A 19,979-nucleotide genomic window follows, 5' to 3' on the forward strand; every position below is an offset into this window, starting at 1 on the left:
GATGACGAGTCGGCATCACGCCGTGGAGGTAGATTACCGTGTATCCACAACTGCAGGTTGATGCGAATTTTGCGCTTAAAGGCTCATCATCCGTCGGCTGCCTGCTCCGAGCCCCGTAAGGAATCCGCGTAGGCCCGCGGCGGCAGACCCTCCAGTTTCTTGAATAAACGGCTGAAATAATGAAGATCTTCATAGCCGCAGCGCTCCGCCACTTCCCCGATGGAGAGCCCGCCTAAGCGCAGCAGCTCCTTCGCCCGCTCCATGCGCACCCGGGTGAGATAGCGCGTCCACGATAATCCCGTCGCCTGCTTGAATAACGTCCGCGCGTACTTCAGCGTCATGCCGTAACGGCCGACGACCCGCTCCAGATCGGCCTCTGCCCGCAGGCCGGTGCCGTGCATGATAGCGATCATTTCAGCGATCATCGCTTTGTGCGGGTTGTCCTGCCGAATGCCTTCCGACGTGTGCGTCTCTTCCAGCAGCAGGCCGATGATGTCGAGCAGGCAGGCGCGCATGCGCGCTTGATAACCGAAGGGTTTGCGATCGAAAAGCGCTTGGAGGTCGACGAACCGCTCGCTGTACTTGTGCGAAGCGCCCGTCGAATAGAACGAAGGCAGCGCGAAGTCCGTAACGGTCTGCACCGGCCGCTCCAGCAGCTCTTCCTGCACGGGCACCTCGGGAAGATTCGCATAATCCACCTGCACGTAGATATCGTCGGAGAAATCCAGCTCCCGCCCCATATAGACCAGATCAAAATGGCAGGCGTAATACGCGAACGCCCCGCCCGCCGGCACCCGGCAAGCATTCAGCGTGAGCGGCGGAATGATATGAAGATCGCCAGCCCCGAGCAGCACTTCTTCGTCGCCGAGGGTGAAGAGCGCGCTGCCGCTTGTAATATAAATAAACTCGTAGTCATAAATGATCCGGCGCGGCACCCTGTACGTATCGTCGCCTTCATTGTAATGGACATAACGCACATAAGGGGCCAGCTGCTGCAGCCCGATCGGAATGGTCGTAGCCAGGCTCCCCGCCCCCTTCTAGGTCAAGATGATGCGCAGCGCGAACAGCAGCAGGGCGCCGCACATAATGCGAATGAGCAGTACGCTGCCGATGCGGCGCGAGATGCGCGCCCCCAGCCAGCCGCCCAGCAGCGCACCCGGCGCCAGCGCCAAGACAAGCAGCCAATCCCATTCGCCGCGGATGATATGCATGCCGCTTCCGAACAAGGCGGAGACGAAGATAACCGCCATCGAAGTGGCGGAAGCGATATGCGGCGGGAAGCGGAACAGCAGCAGCATGGCCGGGATAAGCAGCACCCCGCCGCCGATGCCAAGCAGACCGGCAATGAGCCCGACCAATCCGCCGATGAGCAGCGCAGGCAGCGCATTGAATCCGTATTCCTGCTGCGTCCCGTCTGCGTCGGTATAAGCGCGCACATAGCGCCATTTGCCTTGATAAGGCTTGATCCGGCTGCGAAGCAGCAGCAGGACGACCATGGACAGCATGAAATAGCCGAATAGTCGGCGAAAGGCATCCGGGTCGAAGAGCGCGGTCAAGCTTGCCCCGACCATCGACATCGGCCCGCTCGAAATCGCGAAGAAGAGCGCGCTTCGCAAATCCGCTTTGCCTTCCTTCACGAACGTCAACGTGGACGTAAACGACGTACAAACGAGCGTGCCGAGCGATACGCCGACCGCCATCGCCGTATCGATTTTCATGCCAAGCAAGGTCGGGCCAAGAAGGAGCAGCGCGGGCACGATAATCACCCCGCCGCCAAGACCGACGATGGCTCCGAATGTCGAAGCCGCAAGGCCTAATACGAACATGGCAAGCAATGTGGACATGTCCCACATCATAACGGCTGGATACACGAATTCGCACCTCATATCGCATTTCATAATGGGTACCGCACATCCGTTTCGAGCGGCGACCGGCACGCTGCCAGGCCTCGGTTCGACAGCATATGACGGCTTCAGCGGATATAGGTACCATTATAGCGAACTAGCCGTTCTTTTCCCATCCATAGGCTTAGAATCGCATGATCAAGCGGTAAGCCATGCACGCGCTGCAAGTCCGATCCGCATGCAAAAATAAGGGCTTCCCCGCGTCCTCGCCGGACTTCGGGAAAGCCCTTACCGTTTATTCGAAATGATCAAGATCATGATTCCGCTTCTTCTCCCGCTGCCTCCTCGGCAGCAGCTTCGACTTCCTCTTCGGCAGCAGCTTCTTCAGCTTCTTCCTCGGATTCGCCGGCTTGCGATTCTTGCTCCTCGGATGCATCCGATGCATCGTCCGCTTCTTCGGCGGCTTCTTCGGATTCGTCGGCTGCTTCGGCTTCTTCAGCTGCTTCTTCAGCCGCTTCTTCCGCTGCTTCTTCGCTGGCTGCTGCGATCTCTTCAACCGCTTCGAGCTCGATAGAAGCTGCTTCGGCGTTCACCTCTACAATCTCTTCCTCATGGCTCATGGTACTCACCTCCTGGGCTTCGATTACTATAATTGTAGCGCTTTCATAGAGGCAAACAAGGGTGTAAATTGTCGCAACCTGCCGCTTGGCAACTTTATTTTTAGATATTCCGCTTACCTGCCAAAGCTCGCTATAGGACGACAAAATACCCGCCAATCCATTGCGGGCGTTAGAGAGAAACGTTCTATTCTATGCAAATTGGTGCCGTTCTCCGCTGCGCAGGGCAGATATGAGCCGGGTCCGGGTGCGAGAGGGGCGGACCCTAATTCCGGCCATGGGGCTCCTCGAAGTTGGGCAAAGGGAACACACGATTTGGGAGCTCATCTCCTCCATCTGGGTGAAGATTGAGCCTGATGGCGCGGTGTTAGAGGTCGAAAAGGCCAATCCTCTCTCCAGGAGGCCGGATTTATGCCTTTTGTGCAACTTTAGAGACTCTTCCTCCCTTTGGGACGCCGAATTTGTGCCTTTTATGCAACTTTAGAGGCCCCAGGCTGTTTTCGATGGCTACCCGCCGAATTGAGGTTCGAAATTCCGGTGTCCGAAATCCTGCTCGTCCCCCCGGCGAAAACCGGCCCTTTCAATCAGTCCCCACAATAGCAAAAAAGGACAGCAATGGCTGCTGTCCTTCTCCGCCTTTGATCCTCTTCGGCCGCTTAGTCGATGTAGCCGGCGATGCCTTTGTCCATCAGGTAGTCCATTTCCGCGTCCAAAATGTTCTCTACCGTCAGCTCGTCCGATTTCAAACCCGGGCGGCTCAAAATATAGTCCGTCAGCTCGTCGCTGTCGATATTCACTTCGCCGTTCTTGTCTTCCTTCGCGCCGTTGATGAACGTCTGCTCGTGCTGCAGCACCTGCTCGATCAGCTTGGCGTCCGCCTTTGTTTTGCCGGCAATGTACTGCACCAGCTCGATCATGTTGATTTGCTCGCTCACTTCGGTTGCCCCCTGTGCATTATGGTCATGTAGCGCCATTGTAACACAGCGTCCCCGCGTACTCCAAAAACTACGGGATCAACAGGATCTTACCCGTGCTCGTCCGGCTCTCGATAAGGCGGTGCGCATCCGCGCCATCCGCAAGCGAAAATATTCGCGGCGCTTCCAGCCTCAGCCTGCCCGCGAGCACGTCCTCGAACAAGGAAGCCGACCGCGAGATCCGCGCTTCCGCCGTCGCGACATGGTTCCACAAGTCCCCGCCGGTCAGCGTCTTGCTCGCGTCCATCAGCATCCGCGGATCGACGAGCGGCGGATCCCCGCCGGCCATGCCGAAGAACACGACCGTCCCGCGCGTGCGGACCGCCCGGAAACTGTCCATTAGCGTAGCGCCCACGGAATCGTAAGCGACGTCCATGCCGGGCTCGTCCATCCCAGGCTCGCCCCGGCCATGCGCGGCCGACCACCGCAGGCAGCCATCCGCCCAATCCTCACCGTAGAGCAGCACTTCATCCGCGCCGGCCCGAAGCGCCGCTTCCCTCTTCTCCTCGCTGGACGTCAGCCCGAGCACGCGGGCGCCCTTGGCCTTGCACAGCTGTACGAGCAGCTGGCCGACCCCGCCGGCAGCGGCATGAACCAGCACCCGGTCCTGCGGCCCGACGGCGAAGCTGTCGTTCGCCAGGTAATGGGCAGTCAGCCCTTGCAGCAGTACCGCGGCGGCAGTCTCGAAGCTGATCTCGTCCGGGAGCGGAATGACTTTATCCGCCGGGACGACGACGAGCTCCGCGTTGGCATGCGGCGCGTCCGCAAAGCCGACGCGATCGCCGACTTGGACTCCGTTTACGTCTGGAGCTGCTTCTTCTATAACTCCCGCTCCCTCGTAGCCGAGGATATAGGGCGGCTCACCGGCCAAATGGTAATGCCCGCGCCGTCGATAAACATCGGCGTAGTTGAGGCCGATCGCTTTCGTTCGTACCTTCACGGTTCCGGGCGCAAGCGCCGGATCGGCGATATCCTCGAGCGCCAGCACCTCCGGTCCGCCGAAGGCATGAAACACCAATGCTTTCATTTTGCGTATCCCTCCTGTCGTCTCTCTCTAGTGTAACCGAATCCCAAGAGAAGGATTTGGCGGGAGGCGCAAGGCTTGTTCGGTTCGAGAAGAAGGGCTGGTTATTTCGCGTCGCTCAGCAGCGCTTCGATATCGGCCGTCATGGACAACGGTTCGACCGTGGATTCGTAACGTCCCGCGACCTCGCCGCGGCGGTTGACGAGAAATTTCGTGAAGTTCCATTTGATGGAGTCGTCGCCCAACCACTCCGGAAGCTTCTCGCTCAGGAAGGAATGCAGCATCTTGCCGCTAGGCTCGTCGGTGTTGAAGCCGAGGAAGGGCGCCCGCTCCGTCAAGTGCCGGAAGACCGGATGGGCGTCCTCGCCCCGTACGTCCGTCTTGGCGAACAGCGGGAACGTCACGCCGTAATTCAACTGGCAGAAGCTTTGCACGTCGGAATTAGCCCCTGGCTCCTGCTCGCCGAATTGGTTAGAAGGAAACCCAAGAATGCGCAGGCCTTGATCGCCGAATTGCTCATGGAGCTTCTGCAGCTCCTCGTATTGGGGCGTGAATCCGCATTTGCTGGCCGTGTTGACGATGAGCAGCACCTCGCCTTTGTAATCCGCCAATGATTGCTCCTTGCCTTGAATGGTCGTCGCTTGCAGGTCGTATAGCGTTGTCATGAACGTATTCCTCCAATTGATTTTTATAAATTTAATTGCATACAATTTAAATTGACTTTACCATCCCCTGACGATGAAGTCAACCTCCATTCGAGGCATCTCAATCAACTCATGCGCCGGTTCGGGTGGAGCTATCGAAGCGTAACCGATACCTGCTTAGGTTGAATGTGCCGAACGTCAGGAGTAAAATAAAAGCCAACTAAGGTGCCCGCCACCATGGACTGTTCAGGTTGATTTCAGGTGCTAGGTTCACCCGCGCTGGGCGGCGGTCATGTGATGTACGAGATGCAGTTCTTGGCTCAACGCAACCATTTAGGCGTTATGTCGGGCACGGGATACAGTTCTCTTAGCCCGCCGACTACACGCTGTTCGATTCGAGAGGAGTTTACTTCATGCAAAATAGGGATCGTACGATCCGCGGCCGCGTGCTCGTCGTAACCGCGGTCGACGCGGAGCGCGAAGCGGTGCTTCGCGGCGTCGCCGGCGACGATCGGTTTCACGTGATCGCCGCAGGCGTCGGCCCGGCGTCGGCCGCCGCGGGAACAGCCTTCGCGCTCGCGGCAGGCGGCGCAGCGGCAGCGGACGCCGACCGCTATGCGCTTGTAGTCAGCGCCGGCATCGCCGGGGGCTTCCCCGGCCGCGCAGCCGTCGGGTCCATCGTCGTGGCGAGCGACATCATCGCCGCCGACCTCGGAGCCGAGACCCCGGACGGCTTCGCCAGCGTGGACGAGCTCGGCTTCGGCTCGGCCCGTATCGCCGCCGATGCCCGCATCGCGGGCGCCTTGGCCGCGGGCATCGCCGCGGCCGGTCTTCCGGTGAGCCTGGGACCCGTGCTCACCGTGTCCACCGCGACGGGCTCGGCCCATGCCGCCGCGGAGCATGAACGGCGCGTGCCGGGTGCCGCGGCTGAAGCCATGGAGGGCTTCGGCGCCGCCACGGCCGCGCGGCAGCTGGACTTGCCCGCGCTGGAGCTGCGGGCCATCTCCAACGCCGTCGGCCCGCGGGATCGGTCCGCTTGGCGGATCGGCGACGCATTGCAAGCGCTGGAACGCGCTAGCCAGATTTTGAAAGAGGTGCTCGAATGAAAATCGCTTTCTCCCCTTGTCCGAACGACACGTTCGTCTTCCATGCGCTCGTCCATGGCCTCGTGCCCGGCGCGCCGGAATTCGAAGTCACGTATGCCGATATCGACATCACGAATAACTGGGCTTCCGCCGGCGAAGGGCCGGAGGTGCTGAAAATTTCCTATGCCGCGCTGCCTTGGGTGCTGGACGATTACGCCCTGCTGCCATGCGGCGGCGCGCTCGGACGCGGCTGCGGACCGCTCGTGCTGACCAAGGACAAGCTCGGCAATCCCGCCGAGCTGGCCGGCAAACGGGTCGCCGTGCCCAGCGAGCGCTCCACGGCTTACCTGCTGTTCCGCCTGTGGGCTGCGCAGAACATCCCGGGCGGCAACCTCGACATCGTCGTCATGCCGTTTCATGAGATCATGCCCGCCGTTCGGGACGGCGCGATCGACGCCGGACTCGTCATCCATGAAGCGCGCTTCACGTACCAGAACTACGGCCTGAGCCTGGTCGCCGATATGGGAAGCTGGTGGGAATCCGATACCGGCCTGCCGATTCCGCTCGGGGCCATTATCGTCCGCCGTTCCCTGGACACGGCTTCGCTGACCAACTGGATTCATGCATCCGTGGAATACGCCTGGCGGCATCCCGAAGCCTCGCAGGACTATGTCATGGCGCACGCGCAGGAGATGTCGCCGGATGTCGCGAAGCAGCATATCTCGCTCTACGTCAACGAATTCACCGCCAATCTTGGCGCCAGCGGTTACGCCGCCATCGAATCGCTGCTCGGCCGTGCCATGAGGGAAGGTCTCGTGCCGGAGTTCGACCTTGCCAAGCTGCGCGCTTAATCACCCTTCATCACATAGCCCCCAAGGAGCAGCCAACGACGCGAAATGACGTTTTTGGCTGTTTTTTTGTGCCGGCAGGCACTTTTTCGCGTCATCGATTGTTATAGACACAGGAACCGACGGGAGGTGAACGCAACGTTATATGAACAAGAGCAAGAGCAGGATGCCATTGAATCCGCTCGTCATGAAAATCCAAGCGGGCGAAGCATCGTTGTTCGCCGGCATCGTCGAAGAACTTCGGCAGGGCAGCGGCAGCCGGAACGGAGGCTGACTGGTGACGGAGTCCGATGAACCAAGTCTCCGACTTACGCAGATCGGCAGGGTGTACGGCTGTGCGGGTATACGACTATCAATGAACAACAAATAACACTTCCGCGGAGGAAGTGTTTTTCGTGCCGTATATGGTCCTGCTCGACGAGTAAATGACAGGTGGAACAGGGGCCGCCGCAGCGCCCAACTACAAGCCGCCGCCCTACTCCCCGCGCAGCTCCCGTTCGAACAGCTCCTGATTGCCCCGGTGAAACTTCCGCATGTTGCGCGGGAACCGGCAGCCTGCGATGAGCGCGTCGATCGCCGGCTGATCGCTCTCCCGGACAGCCTCCCGCATGGCCGCGATATACGCATAATCCGCCGTCTGCCGACGCTTCATCTCCGCCCGATCCGTCGTCGAGGCACCGTGCCCCGGAATCAACCGCGTGATAGCGTGCGAGCCGAGCATGCTGTCGAGCTTGGCAAGCGATGCTTCGTACAGCGTGCTGCTGTGGTAAATATACGGAAACTCGATATCCGACCAATAATCGCCTGCCAACAGGAGTCCGAGCGGTTCTACGACGGTGAACAGGCCGTCGTCGTTATGTCCGGGCGACTGGTAGAAGACGAGCGCAAGCGATCCCGAAGCGCCGAGTCTTAGCCTCACGCCGTCTCCTTCAATGGCATGCGTGATCGTCGGATACCGCATCTCGTACGGTCGCTCCAAGTAATAATCGTCGTCGAACGCCCGGATCTGCTCCACGATACGCTCCTTGGCCGCCTCATCCTTACCGGCTGCCGCGGCCGACGCGATAATCTCCGCATCGGGAAAAGCGCCGCAGCCGAGGATATGGTCGAAGTCCGAGTGCGTGAGCAGCACGTACTTCCGTTTCCCGTTCACCGCCGCGTCGTCGGCGTACCGCCGGATCTCCTGCACCTCGTGCGGGAGCCAGCTCGGATCGACGATAAGCACCGCATCCTCGCTCTGGATGACGGCGGAGGTTGTTTTGTACGACGCGCTTTCGAAGAGCGTAAGCGCGCCTTTTCGCAATTTGATCATGGTCTGCCAGCAGCCTCCGTTCGTAATAAAGTTCCGATTCGGCGAAGGAGTCGACCTTCTTCCTTGCCGCATCCAAATGCCATTACCATTCCTATCGAATAGGCCGCATGAGACGCCGAGGTTGATTCGTCCGCCTAAGCAGCCCGACACATAGAACGACGAATTCCTGCCAAACTAGAGGAGTGATGACCCGATGGAAAATAACGCATGTCCGGGCACGATTACCCGGCGTCAATCCCCATTAAAGGAGTTGCCTCGGATGATCGACTGCCTCATCATCGGCGGAGGCCTTGCCGGCCTGCAAGCCGCGATCCAGCTCGGGCGCTATGCCGCCCACGACGTGCTCGTCATCGATTCGGACGGAGGCCGTTCCTCGATCTGCCGGAATTACCGCAACCTGCTCGGATATCCGGACGGCGTATCCGGCATAACGCTTCGCGAGGCAGGCCGCAGACAAGCTTCCGAATACGGCATCGGGATCGCCCAGGATCGGATCGCGGAGGCCGAGCATCTGGAGCAGGGCGGCTTCCGCTTCCATGGCGCGGACGGCGCGGTGTATGACGCGCGCACGGCGCTGCTCGCCACCGGCGTCATGGACCGGCTGCCCGATTGGCCGGGGCTGCGGGAATGCCTCGGGCTGACCGTCTTCGTCTGCCCCGACTGCGACGGCTACGAGATCCGCGGACGCGAGACGCTCGTGCTCGGATCCGGCGATGTCGGCGCCAATATGGCATTGACGCTGCTAAATTGGACAAACCGCCTGCTTTACTTGCGCCAAGAAGAGGAGACGCATCCGCTGAGTCCGGAGCTCGAGGAACGGCTGGCGGCGGCCGGCATTCCGCACCGCGTCGAGCCCGTCCAGGCCATCGCCGCCGGGAATGACGGCGTTATGCATGGCGTCGTGCTGGCAGACGGCTCGGAGCTTGCCACCGATCGGGCGTTCGTCGCCTTCGGCGGCAACGAGGTTCGTACGCAGCTGGCCGACCGGCTCGGCGCGCGTCTCCATCGCAACCGCCATGTTTGGACGGATGCCCGTACCAAGCTGACCAGCGTCCCGAATCTCTGGGCAGCCGGCGATATCGCCCTGCACTCCGAACAGGCCACGGTCGCCATGGGCGATGGGGCGCAAGCCGCGATATGGATCCATAAAACGCTGATAGAGGCCCGCGAGAAGCAGCTCTGACTGGCGGTGAATGCAGCATTTGTCCGCCTCGCATCGCCAACTTGTTACCGTATAACATTCGCTGCGTCCATCTGCAATAACAGCCTATTGTCCGCCCTAACTGTTCGCTTCGTGCACCTTCAGCTGCTTGCCCTTGATCGTCGTCGTCTTCATGGCGCGAAGGACAAGCGGCCCTTTGCCGTTCAAAATATCGACGAACGTCGCGTTATCCTGCATCGCGATAATGCCGATATCGGCCGCCGTCACGCCCTCCAGCTTCGCGATCGTCCCGACAAAATCAACCGCGCGGAGCTTCTTCTTCTTGCCCCCGTTAAAGTACAGCTTCATAATGTCCTGGCTGAGGAGCTCCCGCTTGTCCGGCCGCGGCCGCTCGACCGACGCCAGCTTGCGCTCGAAGGCCGCACGCGCCGATTCGATCGCTTCCCCGGAAGGCGCCTCGAAGCGAGGCAGCGAGAACCCCAGATAGCCTTCGATCTCGGCCAGCCTTCGCTCCTCGCGGGGCGCCGCGAACGTAATCGCCTCGCCGGTCAAGCCCGCGCGGGCCGTCCGTCCGATCCGGTGCACGAATTTCTCGCTGTCCATCGGCAGGTCGTAATTGACGACATGCGTGACCTGCTCGATATCGATCCCGCGGGCCGCGAGGTCCGTCGCCACGAGGTACCGGAACTCCCCGCGCCGGAACGCGTGCATGACGGCGAAGCGGTCGTCCTGTTCCATGCCGCCGTGGATTTTGTCGCAGGGATATCCGCTGCGCCGCAGCTCGCGGGCGACCTCGTCGACCGCCTCTTTCGTCGAGCAGAAGACGATGCAGCTGTCCGGGTTATCCACGACCGTGACCGCTTTCAGCAGCGCGAGCTTGTTCGATTCTTCGACGATGTACAGCCGATGCGCGATTCGATCCACCGCCACGCCGGGCGACTCAATATCGATATGAAGCGGATCGCGCAGATGCGTCCGGCACAGCCGTTCCACGTCCGCCGGCAGCGTCGCGGAGAACAGCAGCGTAACCCGATCCTTCGGCAGCAGCTCCAGAATCGCCTCGACCTGCCCGATAAAACCCCGGTTCAGCATCTCGTCGGCCTCGTCGATAACGAGATACCGGATCCGCTCCACATTCAACGTGCCGCGCTGGATATGATCCAATACGCGGCCAGGGGTCCCCGCAACGGCATGGACCTTCTGCTTCAGCTCGATTTTCTGCGCGGCGAACGGCTGCTGGCCGTAGATGGCAACCGCCTTAATCCGCTTGAAGCGGCCAAGGTTGACGAGGTCCTCTTTCACCTGCCCCGCCAGCTCGCGCGTCGGCGTCAGCACGAGCGCCTGCGGACGGTTCTCCGCCCAGTCGATCCCCTCGCAGATCGGGATGCCGAACGCGGCCGTCTTCCCGCTTCCCGTCTGCGCGCGGACGGTCAGGTCCCGCTTTGCCATCACATGCGGTATCACCTCACGCTGCACCGGCGTCGGTTCGGCGTAGCCCAGGCTGTCGACCGCCCGGAAAATTTCCGCGCTCAGCCCATAATCCTTGAATGCTTGTCCTTTTATCTCCATGCCCATATTCGTTACCCGATCTCCTTCGCGCACATGTTGTCTATGATGCCAGTATACCCCATCCGCATGCTTGGCGCTCGAGCCCGTTGTGCTTGAAGAGGATGGTTGAATAGAAATTCCAGTCGCGGGTAACCAGCCCCTCCCTCCTATCCCACAGACGCATAAAAAGCCCCGGCCTCCCAAACAGGAGACCGAGGCCTTCGAACCGCCAGCATTCACGCCAACGTTGAAATTTATAGCTTTACCTTCACCGTCTTGATCTCGAACGGCGCGAACGACAACGCATAGCCGCCGTCGCTGCTCGAATCATCAGCCGTCAGCGCAGCGGTCTCCTGCTCCATCAGATCGGCCAACGATGCCGCTGCATGCGGCAGACGGACGCGCAGACGGACGGATGCGTTCGCGCCGGACGTCTCGTACAGACGCACGATCAGCGCGTTCCCGTCTTCCGCTTTCTTCACCGCTTCGATCATCACGCCGCGGCCCTCCAGATCGATCGCCGAGAAACCGTCTGCCGGCAGGATGCCGGAACGGGAGCCGCCAGCTTCGACGACCGCGATCGGCGTGTTGAACGCATAGCCCGCTTTATAAACTTCCGCTGCGATAAAATCTCCCTCATGCGGCAGCAGCGCATAGTCGAACTGATGCTGCGCACGGTCGCAGGACGGGTCCGGGTAAGAAGGGCTGCGCAGCAAATTGATGCTGATCGTGCTTCCGTTCGCGCTGTAGCCGTATTTGCAGTCGTTGAGAATCGCGGCGCCGAAGTCCGGCTGCGACAGATCGATCCATTGATGCGCGGAAATTTCGTCTTTCGCATAATCCCACATCGTATTGCGGTGGGTAGGCCGCTTCAGGTGACCGAATTGAATTTCGCAGTTGGCGAACTCGGTATAGACGTTCAGCGGGAAAATCGCGCGCAGCATGCAGCCGTCCTCCTGCCAGTCCGCTTCCGTGCCGAACTTCAGTTGCTTGCTGCCGGCGGTCAGCGAGATGCGCTGGACCAGCGTGGATTGGCCGTACGCATACCGCTGCTCGACGATCGCTTGCGGACCATCGACGAACGCGCGCGTGCCCGTCAGCTTCATCGATTCGGAGCCTGCCGCGGCATAATCTTCCGGGAAGTCCCACGCATCGCCGTCGTCCTTGTACACCGTAAGCACGTTGGCCCGCTCGCCGGCAGCCAACACTTCGCGGCCGAGCGCCTTGTCGTAGACGGAGCCGACGCTGCCGTCCGCAAGGAAGCTCACGCGAATGAGGTCATTCTCCAAACGGTCATCCGCCGCCTGCAGAAGCTCCTGTTCCGCCAGTACCGATTGTGCATCCGAATCGATAACCGCATAGCCCATGGCCGGAACTTCCACCTCGCGCCACTGACCTTGACCGAGGCCGATCCACTCCTTGCGCGTCCAAGGCAGCGAGTTGAACAGCACCGCAGGACGTTTCGCTTCCGTGCCTGCCGCGACCGAAGCCGCCGCTTCTCTGTACGCCGCAGCCGTCAGATCGTTCACGCGGCCAAGCAGCGCTTCGTACCGTGCCAGCGACTCGTCGAAGACTCGCGTAATCGAGGAGCCCGGCAGAATATCATGGAACTGGTAGAGCAGCGTTTCCTTCCAAATGCTGTCCAGCTCCTCGGCCGGATAAGCGCCGCCTCCCGCCGCAAAAGCAAGCGAAGCCGCGAATTCCAGCTCGCGCAGCGCCTTCTCGAGCTTGCGGTTGAAGCGTTTGTTGCGCGCTTGGCTCGTCAGCGTGCCCTGATGCTTCTCCAGGTAGAGCTCGCCTTTCCACGTCTTGTACCGGCTGGCGTTCGCGTTCAGCTTGTCGAAGAAGTCGATGGCCGGCTCCTGCTTCACCGGAATGAGCCCCTGCAGGTTTTTAAGACGCGAGAGACGCTCCAGATGCTCCTCGCCCGGCCCGCCGCCCCCGTCGCCGATACCGAATACGACGAGGCAGTGCTCGGAGACGTTCTTATCGTAGTAGTCCCGCTCCGCCTTCATGATCGAACGCGGCAGCGCCGGACCGTTGTACGTATCCTCGGGCGGCAGATGCGTCAGCACGCGGCTGCCGTCCAGGCCTTCCCAGAAGAAGGTATGGTGCGGATGATCGTTGTGCACGCTCCAGGACAGCTTCTGCGTCATGACGTAGTCGACGCCGGACTGCTTCAACAGCTGCGGCAGGCTCGCGGAATAACCGAAAATATCCGGTACCCACAGCATGCGCATGTCCAGGCCGAACTCCTCTTGGAAGAACCGTTTGCCGTGCAGGATCTGACGAACGAGCGCTTCGCCCCCGGCGATGTTGGAATCCGGCTCGACCCACATCGCGCCCTGCACTTCCCAGCGCCCTTCCGCGACGCGCTGTTTGATCTGCGCATACAGGTTCGGATGCTGCTCCTTCACCCACTGGTACAGCTGAGGCTGACTCGCGCCGAACACGTAGTCCGGGTAGCGTTCCATCATGCGAAGCGCCGTCGCGAACGTCCGCGCGCCTTTACGGAACGTCTCCCGGATCGGCCACAGCCACGCCAGATCGATATGCGCATGGCCGACCGCGGTCGCCGTGATCGTCGGGTCGCCGCCCTGCTTCGCTAGTTCAGCGCCGAGCAGCCTGCGCGACTCGGCTACCGTCTCGTCCGACGGGTAACGCAGCAGCAGATGGACGTCGTACAGCGCTTGGGTAATCCGCGCCGTCCGGGCGGACTTGTCTTCGATATTTTCGATATAGTCGAGCAGCACTTCATAATCGTAGTACAGCTGACGAACCTCTTCATGGCAGATCGCGATGTCGGCTTCCTTCACGGTACCGCTGCGGTAGAAACCGAACAGGTCGTTGTTGCCGGCATCGCCCCACAGGTCGACGGTTTCCCCGCCGGCCGCGCGCTCCGCGAAAGGCAGCACGCGTTTGCCGGGCAAGCCCAGCGTCAGATCGAATTCCGAGTTTACGTTCGTCAGTCCCTGGAGCGGCGTGCCTTCCTCGTCAAAGATACACAGCTCGCCGTTTACGTCGATCAGCAATACGATCTTGGCGCCCGCCGCCGAATCCGGCACCCGGCCGCGGAAATGAAACCATGCGCAGTCCCACCGCTCGCCCCATTTGTCGCCGGCTTGCAGCTCCAGCCGTTCGCCGGACGCGCGCTCCGCGAACGTCACCGGCTCTTTCGTGGCGTAAGCCGTCAGCTCGAGCGGCGCCAGCTTTGTATAGATACGTGATTCGATCCCCTGCAGCGTTTTTCGGAGAACGTCCATCTTAATCGGTGTATGCGGCATTCGATCCGTCACCATCCCTTTACTCAGTTGTATATGACATAATAATATATTATATATATATAATAGATCAATCGGTTTTCTAAAATAAAAAATGCACCCGTTCCAGGCGCATCTCTTCGCTCGCCTATTCGGAGGGCGGCGCCTTCGCCGTCGTCTCTCGCACGACGAGCTCCGGCTCAAGCACGATTCGCTTATAAGACGACGCGCCCCGACCTTTCCTTCGCAGCGATTCCAACAGCAATTCCCCTGCCCTGCGGCCCATTTCGCCTTCATTCTGATCGAGGTACGTGAACGCTCCCCGTTCTTTCAGCAGCCCTCCGCTCGGGTTATCGAACGCCACGATGGACAGGTCCCGCGGCACCTCGAGATCCGCCGCTTTGGCAAGCGCCGCGATATGCAGCCCGAGCGTGCTGTTGAGCGCAATATAGGCCGTAGCCGCACGGCTTGCGATCGCTTGCGCGAGCGGATTGCCCCCGCCCCTTCCCACGCCGTGCACGTTGAAATCGGTCAGCAGCAGCATCGGATCGATAAGCGCTCCCTTCGCCTTAAGCGCGCTCATGTAGCCGTTGATCCGCTCGTCGACCGAGACCGTCGCGACCGGCGTATCCGCGCATATCGCAATGCGCCGGTGCCCGAGCGCCCACAGGTGATCCACGGCCAGCTTCGCGGCAAGCGCACCGTCCGCAAGCACGGTATTCGTCTCGACGCCGGGCAGGTAGCGGTCGATCAGCACGAACGGGTAACCGCTCATTTTGAGCCCGATGATTTCCTCGTTGTAAACAGCCGCGTCCACCGGAAAAACAACCATTCCATCCATTGTGTCCCGCAGCTCGCGGATCAACTCCGTCTCCCGTTCCTTGTCGTTGAACGTGAACATCACGATCAGCGAGCAGCCCGCGCCCTCCACGGCAGCCCGCAGCCCCGCGAGCAGCCGGATGGCGAAGTAATCGCCGATAAACGGGATAACGACGCCGATCCGCGGCCGCGCGCCCTTGCCTTCCTGCGCCTGCAGCCGTTCCGGTTCCGAAGCATCCTCCGCCGCAAAGCCGCCGTCATCCTCCGGCACGCCTTGGACATAAGTGCCGCGCCCCGGTATACGCCGGATCCACCCTTCCCGGGCCAGCTCGCCGAGCGCGTTCGCGACCGTTATTCGGCTGACGTCGAACTGCTCCAGCAGCTCCTTTTCCGTCGGGATCTTATCATCCGTCCGCAGCCGTCCCGCACGGATCGCATCCTTAAAATGATTCTGAATGCGTATATATAACGGCTCCCTGTCCGTGCTCATCGCCGATTTCCTCCTCCACTAAATATTTATATTCAATATATCATATAAAAGGGAGCCTTGGCATTCGATTTCCAATCCAGTCCCGACAAGGCGCCGTCGATTGCTGTAAATCGGGGTTGAACCGCAGCGAAAAAGAGGGAGGGCATGTCAGGTTTAGGCGAATGAACGCCGAATAGATCGTAAAAACTTGCCGATGAGCTTGAATGAGTCCGTTGGAAGGGCTGCATGGGGATAAACGAGACGAAGAGTAAACAGACCGTTGGAGGGAGAGGAGGGAGAGAAGTCGGACCGAAGGAGGCAGAGGAAGAGGTAGTAAGAGGCGGGAGACTAGAAGCCACGCAGGATGACCGCAGGACAGATAACCAACCGAGGAAAACGGAATATGAAATTAGAAGTCCGATGGCCGCCCCGGTTGCACGAGGATGCGAGGATACGAGGATGCGCGCGGGTATCGACACAGGCAGCACAAAAAGATGCCCGCCGCGATTCCCGTAAAGGAACCGGCAGCGAGCACCCGTTGTTTGGTAAGATAGCCGTTCTGGCAGTTACTGCGCGAGCAGCGCGTAATGCGCTATTTGATCTCGAGCAGCTTATATTCGATAACGCCCATCGGCGCGGTGACTTTGATGATTGCTCCGATCTTTTTGTTAAGAAGCTCCTTGCCGAGGGGGCTTTCGTAGGAAATCTTGTTATCCGCCACGTCCGCTTCGGCCGGTGCCACGATCTGATACTCGATCTTCTCGTCGAACTCCACGTCATGCAGGATAACCGTGGCGCCGATCTGCACGCTGTCCGTATTGCCGCCTTCCACGACCCGCGCGGTGGCCAGCATTTTCTCGAGCACCATGATCCGCGTTTCCATGAACGCCTGGTCTTCCTTAGCCGAGTGGTACTCGCTGTTTTCTTTCAAGTCCCCGTAGCTGATCGCCAGCTTGATCCGCGCCGCCAGCTCTTTGCGTTTGACGTACTTGAGATCATCCAGCTCCTCCTGTAGTTTATCGAACCCTTCTTTCGTCAAAATCACTTGTTCCTTCGACATGCTAACCGCTCCCGTTCAATAAGATAACTCTAGTGTACCTTATTTCAGGCCGTTTGTCCGTGAAGAGGCCAACAACCCTTCGTCTCATCCCGTTATTCTTGACCAAAATGCAAACGCATATAAGAACGGACAGCAAAAAAGACACCTTGCGGAAAGGTGCCTTCATGGTTCCGGCATGAGCGGCAGGCTTACAAATCCTTCGCCACATGCGGTTTGCTGTAATGGCTCGTTCCGCCCTGGCCGACCCATACTTTTCCGCCTCGCACGAACGTGATCAGCTTGGAGGCTCCCGTCGTGAGCAGCACGGTGACGGAAGCGCCGTCGCACTTGGCCACGTATACGAAGTACCCGGAACGGGTGATATGCGATCGCCAATTCCGGTCGAACTCCGAGCGCGCCACTCGATTCGAATACACTTGATTCTCCAGCTTCGTTGCTTTCGTTCTGACCATTCGCCGCCGCCATCCTTTCGAAATAAGATTCTGCCTTATCTTATTCCGAGCGCGTCCGAACGGTATGGACAGCTCTCCCTTTGCCGGTAGCTCGCATTCTTAGCCGGAGGCTCGCATTTGCTTGCTGCGCAGCTGTCCGCAGGCGGCGTCGATATCGGTGCCGTGCTCCAAACGAACGCTGACGCTGACCTGACGCTTCTTCAGCGCGTCGTAGAAGCCGCGAATGGACGATTGCTCGCTCCGCTGGTACTGGCTGTGCTCGTCGACGGGATTGTACGGGATCAGGTTCACGTTGACGCTTGCGCGGCGCTCGCCGATCAAGTCGGCAAGCTCCAGGGCATGCTCTTCCCGGTCGTTCACGTCACGCAGCAAGATATATTCCAGCGTAATGCGGCGCTTGTTCTTGCTGATGTAGTAATCGATCGCCGCCATCAGCTTCTCGATCGGGATCGCCCGATTGATCTTCATGATCCGCGTGCGCAGCTCATTGTTCGGCGCATGCAGCGAGATCGCGAGATTCACGCCGAGGCCGCGGTCGGTGAATTCGATGATTTTGTCCGCGAGTCCGCTCGTCGATACCGTGATATGCTTGGCCCCGATGGCGAGCCCTTTGTGATCCTTGATGACGTCCAGGAAGTCGACGAGGTTCTCGAAGTTATCGAACGGCTCGCCGATGCCCATGACGACGACGTGGCTCACGCGCTCGCCCCGGCCGGCCGCGTCCAGGTACAGCTGCACCTTCATGATCTGCTCCGCGATCTCGCCCGCCGAGAGATCCCGGCTCTTGCTGATCAGCCCGCTCGCGCAGAAGCTGCATCCGATGTTGCAGCCGACCTGCGTCGTCACGCAGACGGACAAGCCGAATTTGTGCCGCATGAACACGGTCTCGATCAGATTGCCGTCCTGCAGCTTGAAGAGGAATTTGACCGTGCCGTCCGCCGATTCCTGCTTCGTATGCTCGGTCAGCGTCTCGATGTCGTAGTGCGCCGCGAGCAGCGAGAGGCACTCTGCATTCACGTCCTCCATCGCTTCGAACGACGTGACGCGCTTTCGGTAGAGCCAGTCCCACGCCTGCAGCGCACGCGATTTCTTATGTCCATGCTCCTGAAGCCAAGCGGTCAGCTGCTCGAGCGTTAATCCATATATAGAAGGTTTATTCATTGCCCAAGTCCTCTTTTCAATAGCAGTACTGCGTTCATATTCCCTTTCATTCTCCCAAAATTCAACGGCGAATACAAGAGCCGGCCTCTTTTGCCAAATGGAGATCGATATGGTATGGTAAAACTATCCTATTATGATTTAAGTTACCTAATTCAAAATACAAGGAGTCCTTATCCATGCCCAATAAACTCAAGCTCGGCTTCATCCCGCAAGAGAATCAGCTGGCCATGCTGTATACGCAAGGCGGTCCCAGAGAAGGCGCAGGGCGCAAAGGAATCGGCGGCACGCGGAAGGTGTCCTTGACCTTGACGGAGGATGATTGGGCAGCATTCGAGGCCATCTGCCAGGATCGTCCCTGCTCCAAATCCGAGCTGCTCCGCGAGATCATCCACGGCTACCTGCATTTGGCAGCGAATACGAACCACAACGAGAGGGAGTGAAGCCATGCTCGTCGACGTCCAGCAAGCGGCGCTCCATGCCGCCCTTCAGCGGTTGACGCCCGCGATTCCCGCTAAACCGGCTGTTCCGATTCTCGGCGGGATTCGCCTGCGAGCAGGCGCCGACGGCCTGTGGCTGACGGCCGGCAACGGAGGGATGACGATCGAAGCTCGTCTCTCTGCAGGAGCCGGTGCAGGAGATACAGCCGTCCGCCAATCGGGACAGCTCGTCGTCCCGGCGCGAACGCTGCTAGCCCTCGTCCGATGCTTGCCTGCCGGCTCCCTCTCGCTGGAATCCGCAAGCAGCTCAAGGTTGAATATTCGAACGGCAAGCGCGGTTTTCCGGTTAAGCGCGTTCGCTGCCGAGCATTACCCGGAGCCGGCTCTTCCGGAAGCGGCCCATCAGCTGCGTTTCGAGAGCTCGAGGCTGAAGCAGCTCGTCCGGCGTCTCGCCTTCGCCGCCGCAAGCTCCGACGCCCGGCCGGTTCTGACGGGGATTTGCTGCAGCATGACGATGGCCGGCATGACCTTCACCGCAACGGACGGCGTACGGTGCTCGATGCTGCGCCTGCCTTGGAAAGCCGGCGATGCCGCAGCCACCCCTTCTTCGCGCACCATCATCATCCCGGCGCATCCGCTCCTGGCTTTCGTCAATGCGCCGAAGTACGAAGACGGCCCCGCGACGACGATGACGGCCGGATCGAACGGCGTGCGGTTCGAATGCGACGGAGTCTGTCTTCAGCTGCCGCTGCTGGAAGGCGCTTACCCCTCTCTCGACCGCATCGCCTCCGACGAACCGACCACCTTCCTCCGTCTCCAAGCGGTCGATTTGCTCCAAGCGCTGGAGCGCTCGGCCGCTTTCGCGGGGGAGCGCCGGCTCGTGAAGCTCGTCGTCCATCACGAGCGCGTAACCCTTTCCTCGCATGCCGAAGGAACAGGGGATGCCGAAGAAATCCTCCCCTTCTGCACAGTAAGCGGAATGCCACTCCAGATTACGTTTAACGGAGCCTACATGCGGGACATGCTCCAAACCGTCAGCGGAAGCTTGATTACGCTATCCTTCTCCGATCCGCGCAAGCCGATCGTCATTACCGCCCCGGCTTTCGGCGAGGATGAATGGCTTTACGTAATGACGCCGGTCCGGACCGCGGACGAATGACGCCGGTCCACGGCCCAGCGCCTCGCTTTCGCGCGGCGGCAAGACCGCCCATATCGAAGCCGGCGTAATATTGTCCGAATCACTTCGGGTTTGTCTATTTGATG

General features: G+C 60.1%; 19 protein-coding genes. 6 read left to right on the forward strand and 13 right to left on the reverse strand.

Annotation, left to right across the window (positions count from 1 at the left end; translation table 11 throughout):
- Positions 1–86: 86 nt before the first annotated feature.
- The 6 genes from GT003_RS16755 to GT003_RS16780 form a co-directional block, all read right to left on the reverse strand.
- Positions 87–977, reverse strand: coding sequence for an AraC family transcriptional regulator (locus GT003_RS16755; protein WP_161699831.1), 891 nt, complete (start codon positions 975–977; stop codon positions 87–89).
- Positions 978–1,037: 60 nt separating this feature from the next.
- Positions 1,038–1,871: a sulfite exporter TauE/SafE family protein gene (locus GT003_RS16760; protein ID WP_338045957.1), complete on the reverse strand. Its 834-nt coding sequence runs from the start codon at positions 1,869–1,871 to the stop codon at positions 1,038–1,040.
- 287 nt (positions 1,872–2,158) lie between these two features.
- The gene (locus GT003_RS16765) at positions 2,159–2,608 is read right to left on the reverse strand and encodes a hypothetical protein (RefSeq protein WP_161699833.1); all 450 of its coding nucleotides are present in this window, start codon (positions 2,606–2,608) and stop codon (positions 2,159–2,161) included.
- A gap of 509 nt (positions 2,609–3,117) precedes the next feature.
- Positions 3,118–3,396 carry a hypothetical protein gene (locus GT003_RS16770; RefSeq protein WP_161699835.1) on the reverse strand — a complete coding sequence of 93 codons (279 nt, stop codon included), beginning with the start codon at positions 3,394–3,396 and terminating at the stop codon, positions 3,118–3,120.
- 70 nt (positions 3,397–3,466) lie between these two features.
- Complete coding sequence (locus GT003_RS16775; protein ID WP_161699837.1) at positions 3,467–4,462, reverse strand: quinone oxidoreductase family protein; 996 nt, start codon at positions 4,460–4,462, stop codon at positions 3,467–3,469.
- A 101-nt stretch (positions 4,463–4,563) separates the two neighbouring features.
- The gene (locus GT003_RS16780; protein WP_161699839.1) at positions 4,564–5,124 is read right to left on the reverse strand and encodes a glutathione peroxidase; all 561 of its coding nucleotides are present in this window, start codon (positions 5,122–5,124) and stop codon (positions 4,564–4,566) included.
- A 392-nt stretch (positions 5,125–5,516) separates the two neighbouring features.
- On the opposite strand from GT003_RS16780, the gene GT003_RS16785 reads away from it, so the two are divergent.
- The 3 genes from GT003_RS16785 to GT003_RS32860 all read left to right on the forward strand — a co-directional run bounded on the left by GT003_RS16785 (position 5,517) and on the right by GT003_RS32860 (position 7,310).
- Complete coding sequence (locus tag GT003_RS16785; protein ID WP_161699841.1) at positions 5,517–6,209, forward strand: futalosine hydrolase; 693 nt, start codon at positions 5,517–5,519, stop codon at positions 6,207–6,209.
- Positions 6,206–7,039 carry a 1,4-dihydroxy-6-naphtoate synthase gene (locus GT003_RS16790; protein ID WP_161699844.1) on the forward strand — a complete coding sequence of 278 codons (834 nt, stop codon included), beginning with the start codon at positions 6,206–6,208 and terminating at the stop codon, positions 7,037–7,039. The genes GT003_RS16785 and GT003_RS16790 overlap by 4 nt, the downstream gene beginning before the upstream one ends.
- Positions 7,040–7,181: 142 nt before the next feature.
- Complete coding sequence (locus tag GT003_RS32860; protein WP_275589167.1) at positions 7,182–7,310, forward strand: hypothetical protein; 129 nt, start codon at positions 7,182–7,184, stop codon at positions 7,308–7,310.
- Between the two features lie 201 nt (positions 7,311–7,511).
- On the opposite strand, the gene GT003_RS16795 is transcribed toward GT003_RS32860, so the two are convergent.
- Positions 7,512–8,348 (reverse strand): MBL fold metallo-hydrolase, encoded by an 837-nt coding sequence (locus tag GT003_RS16795; RefSeq protein WP_161699846.1) that lies wholly within the window; start codon positions 8,346–8,348, stop codon positions 7,512–7,514.
- Between the two features lie 193 nt (positions 8,349–8,541).
- On the opposite strand from GT003_RS16795, the gene GT003_RS16800 reads away from it, so the two are divergent.
- On the forward strand, positions 8,542–9,531 hold the full coding sequence (locus GT003_RS16800; protein ID WP_338045958.1) for an NAD(P)/FAD-dependent oxidoreductase: 990 nt from the start codon (positions 8,542–8,544) through the stop codon (positions 9,529–9,531).
- 96 nt (positions 9,532–9,627) lie between these two features.
- On the opposite strand, the gene GT003_RS16805 is transcribed toward GT003_RS16800, so the two are convergent.
- The 6 genes from GT003_RS16805 to rlmN form a co-directional block, all read right to left on the reverse strand.
- Positions 9,628–11,079 carry a DEAD/DEAH box helicase gene (locus GT003_RS16805; RefSeq protein WP_170312254.1) on the reverse strand — a complete coding sequence of 484 codons (1,452 nt, stop codon included), beginning with the start codon at positions 11,077–11,079 and terminating at the stop codon, positions 9,628–9,630.
- 233 nt (positions 11,080–11,312) lie between these two features.
- Entirely contained in the window at positions 11,313–14,342 is a 3,030-nt protein-coding gene (locus GT003_RS16810; RefSeq protein ID WP_161699848.1) for an alpha-mannosidase, read from the reverse strand.
- A 124-nt stretch (positions 14,343–14,466) separates the two neighbouring features.
- A complete protein-coding gene (locus tag GT003_RS16815) occupies positions 14,467–15,627 on the reverse strand; it encodes a GntR family transcriptional regulator (RefSeq protein ID WP_161699850.1) in 1,161 nt (386 codons plus the stop codon).
- 571 nt (positions 15,628–16,198) lie between these two features.
- Positions 16,199–16,666: a transcription elongation factor GreA gene (greA, locus tag GT003_RS16820; RefSeq protein ID WP_161699853.1), complete on the reverse strand. Its 468-nt coding sequence runs from the start codon at positions 16,664–16,666 to the stop codon at positions 16,199–16,201.
- 188 nt (positions 16,667–16,854) lie between these two features.
- A complete protein-coding gene (locus GT003_RS16825) occupies positions 16,855–17,118 on the reverse strand; it encodes a hypothetical protein (protein WP_161699855.1) in 264 nt (87 codons plus the stop codon).
- Between the two features lie 99 nt (positions 17,119–17,217).
- Positions 17,218–18,279 carry a dual-specificity RNA methyltransferase RlmN gene (rlmN, locus tag GT003_RS16830; RefSeq protein ID WP_161699857.1) on the reverse strand — a complete coding sequence of 354 codons (1,062 nt, stop codon included), beginning with the start codon at positions 18,277–18,279 and terminating at the stop codon, positions 17,218–17,220.
- A gap of 176 nt (positions 18,280–18,455) precedes the next feature.
- On the opposite strand from rlmN, the gene GT003_RS16835 reads away from it, so the two are divergent.
- Together GT003_RS16835 and dnaN are read left to right on the forward strand one after the other, a co-directional pair.
- On the forward strand, positions 18,456–18,719 hold the full coding sequence (locus tag GT003_RS16835; RefSeq protein ID WP_161699859.1) for a hypothetical protein: 264 nt from the start codon (positions 18,456–18,458) through the stop codon (positions 18,717–18,719).
- 4 nt (positions 18,720–18,723) lie between these two features.
- Complete coding sequence (gene dnaN, locus GT003_RS16840) at positions 18,724–19,875, forward strand: DNA polymerase III subunit beta (RefSeq protein WP_161699861.1); 1,152 nt, start codon at positions 18,724–18,726, stop codon at positions 19,873–19,875.
- The last annotated feature ends 104 nt before the right edge of the window (positions 19,876–19,979 follow it).

The sequence above is a fragment of the Paenibacillus sacheonensis genome (assembly GCF_009909195.1).
Lineage (GTDB): Bacteria > Bacillota > Bacilli > Paenibacillales > Paenibacillaceae > Paenibacillus_Z > Paenibacillus_Z sacheonensis.

Bases quoted from the DNA above. Each gene is read 5' to 3' on its own strand.
- GT003_RS16775 (WP_161699837.1), bottom strand. From the start codon at position 4,462: ATGAAAGCATTGGTGTTTCATGCCTTCGGCGGACCGGAGGTGCTGGCG.
- GT003_RS16780 (WP_161699839.1), bottom strand. From the start codon at position 5,124: ATGACAACGCTATACGACCTGCAAGCGACGACCATTCAAGGCAAGGAG.
- GT003_RS16785 (WP_161699841.1), top strand. From the start codon at position 5,517: ATGCAAAATAGGGATCGTACGATCCGCGGCCGCGTGCTCGTCGTAACC.
- GT003_RS16790 (WP_161699844.1), top strand. From the start codon at position 6,206: ATGAAAATCGCTTTCTCCCCTTGTCCGAACGACACGTTCGTCTTCCAT.
- GT003_RS32860 (WP_275589167.1), top strand. From the start codon at position 7,182: ATGAACAAGAGCAAGAGCAGGATGCCATTGAATCCGCTCGTCATGAAA.
- GT003_RS16795 (WP_161699846.1), bottom strand. From the start codon at position 8,348: ATGATCAAATTGCGAAAAGGCGCGCTTACGCTCTTCGAAAGCGCGTCG.
- GT003_RS16800 (WP_338045958.1), top strand. From the start codon at position 8,542: ATGGAAAATAACGCATGTCCGGGCACGATTACCCGGCGTCAATCCCCA.
- GT003_RS16805 (WP_170312254.1), bottom strand. From the start codon at position 11,079: ATGGAGATAAAAGGACAAGCATTCAAGGATTATGGGCTGAGCGCGGAA.
- GT003_RS16810 (WP_161699848.1), bottom strand. From the start codon at position 14,342: ATGCCGCATACACCGATTAAGATGGACGTTCTCCGAAAAACGCTGCAG.
- GT003_RS16815 (WP_161699850.1), bottom strand. From the start codon at position 15,627: ATGAGCACGGACAGGGAGCCGTTATATATACGCATTCAGAATCATTTT.
- greA (WP_161699853.1), bottom strand. From the start codon at position 16,666: ATGTCGAAGGAACAAGTGATTTTGACGAAAGAAGGGTTCGATAAACTA.
- GT003_RS16825 (WP_161699855.1), bottom strand. From the start codon at position 17,118: ATGGTCAGAACGAAAGCAACGAAGCTGGAGAATCAAGTGTATTCGAAT.
- rlmN (WP_161699857.1), bottom strand. From the start codon at position 18,279: ATGAATAAACCTTCTATATATGGATTAACGCTCGAGCAGCTGACCGCT.
- GT003_RS16835 (WP_161699859.1), top strand. From the start codon at position 18,456: ATGCCCAATAAACTCAAGCTCGGCTTCATCCCGCAAGAGAATCAGCTG.
- dnaN (WP_161699861.1), top strand. From the start codon at position 18,724: ATGCTCGTCGACGTCCAGCAAGCGGCGCTCCATGCCGCCCTTCAGCGG.